The 1,789-nt window shown below is 48.3% G+C and carries 2 protein-coding genes; both read right to left on the reverse strand.

Annotated elements, in window-relative coordinates; all coding sequences use genetic code 11:
- Nucleotides 1–295: 295 nt before the first annotated feature.
- Nucleotides 296–790 carry an acyloxyacyl hydrolase gene (locus tag CBE68_RS18555; RefSeq protein WP_158100675.1) on the reverse strand — a complete coding sequence of 165 codons (495 nt, stop codon included), beginning with the start codon at nt 788–790 and terminating at the stop codon, nt 296–298.
- Between the two features lie 330 nt (nt 791–1,120).
- Nucleotides 1,121–1,789: sigma-70 family RNA polymerase sigma factor (locus tag CBE68_RS18560; RefSeq protein ID WP_087507716.1), on the reverse strand; the 669-nt coding region annotated here is incomplete at its 5' end.

Genomic DNA, 1,789 nt, shown 5'->3' on the forward strand with positions numbered 1-1,789 from the left:
TGTTCTATAGTGACTTGCTGTTATCGGTGGGCCGATGTTGTTAAGTCAGTGTTGTTTTGTTGATGTAAATGTTATGTGGTTGGTGGCTTTGTCGATACTCGCAAAACTGCGGGTCTGGGGCAGGAAAAAACACCGGCTGAAGGGCTAGTAAAACTACCAGTTCTGACCGCAGGCAAAAAAAAGCTCCAGCAGAGCTGGAGCTTTTAACCGTTACTGACTTGCAGCTTTCATGTCATTGGAGATGACTAACTAAGTTCCTTTCTTAGTTCGATTCGCTTCGCCTAGTACTGGTACGTTAAATGCGCCAGTTGTAGGTCAAAGTTAAGGTTTCTGTACCAGGATTCCGATCGCCGATACTGGCATTGGAGAGGTGACCGAACTCCAGGCGTAAAAATGCGTCTTCCTGAATGTCGTAGTTGGCAAAAATACGGGAATAGAACTCGAGGTGATGGCCTAGATGATCAGTATCGCTGTGGTAACCCACGACATTGCCAAAGCCCCAATCCCAGCGCTCACTGATGGTAAATTCTTTTAACCAGCCGCCCGCTGCGTAGTACTCACCATCTTCACTGACCATGCCGATAACCGTCGGGCGGATGCCCCAAAGCGGCTCATACTCGGCAAATTCATAGGCACCTTGGACGTAGTAAATATCCATTTGCTCCATGGCTTCCCAAACACCGATACCGAAGCCTAAGCGGTGTTGTTGCGCTTCAGAGTCGACCTCACTGGCAACTGCAGTGGTACTCAGAGCCATTAGACCAGCTAGTAATAGTTTGGCAACTTTCATCTTGTCCATTCCTTGTATCAACCAGCAAAATTAAGAGGGGGAGTGCTGGGGTTGTTAATCATGTATTGCATTGTTTGTATTACATTGTTTGTATTACGTTGTTGAGATAAAGATTAGGGCGCTTTGATATCGTTCGGTACTAGCAAAATTGCCGGTCTGAGGCTGGAAAAATCGCTAGCTTTTTGCTGGTAAAAGTACTTGCGCAAACGGCACCAAAACATCAATAAAAACATCAGCAAAAACATCAGCAAAAAAAAGGCCCCGGCAAAGAGCCGAGGCCAAACGCGTTAACGTAGGGGGAGAATTCATAAAACCATGTTGATGGTGGTGTTACGCTGTGGCGCTCAACACCATATCCATCGAGATACCTTGCTTTTCAAAGACCACGCGCAGCTTGTTTAGCGCCTTGACCTGAGCCTGACGAATACTTTCACGCGTCACGCCCATCTCTTTGCCAATTTCTTTCAGTGTCGTTGGCTCGTGACCCAATAAACCAAAACGGCGGGCGAGGATTTCGCGTTGTTTGGGCTCCAGTGTTTCAATTGCTGCTGCTAGTGAACCGTTTAGCTCATCTTGTTGAATGCGATCTTCGGTGCTGATGTGATTGTCATCGCGAATCATGTCCGCCATGGTGGCGTTTTGATTTTCACCGACCGGAATATCCAACGAGCTGGTTTTGCTATTGAGTTGCAACATACGGTGTACGTCTGCAACTGGTTTACCCATGTGAGCGGCTAACTCTTCGGCACTTGGCTCAGCCCCCAGCGATTTGCTCATTGCTTTGGCAGTACGCAGGTAAACATTCATTTCTTTAATCAAATGCACCGGCAGGCGCACCGCGCGGCTTTGGTTCATTAGTGCGCGTTCGATGTTCTCGCGGATCCACCACGTAGCGTAAGTCGAGAAGCGGAAACCGCGTTCTGGGTCGAACTTCTCAACGGCGCGGATTAAGCCGATGTTGCCTTCATCAATCAAATCGAGCAGTGGCAGACCGCGGTT

Origin of the sequence: Neiella marina, assembly GCF_002165625.1 — a bacterium.
GTDB lineage: Bacteria > Pseudomonadota > Gammaproteobacteria > Enterobacterales > Neiellaceae > Neiella > Neiella marina.

Bases quoted from the DNA above. Each gene is read 5' to 3' on its own strand.
- CBE68_RS18555 (WP_158100675.1), bottom strand. From the start codon at position 790: ATGAAAGTTGCCAAACTATTACTAGCTGGTCTAATGGCTCTGAGTACC.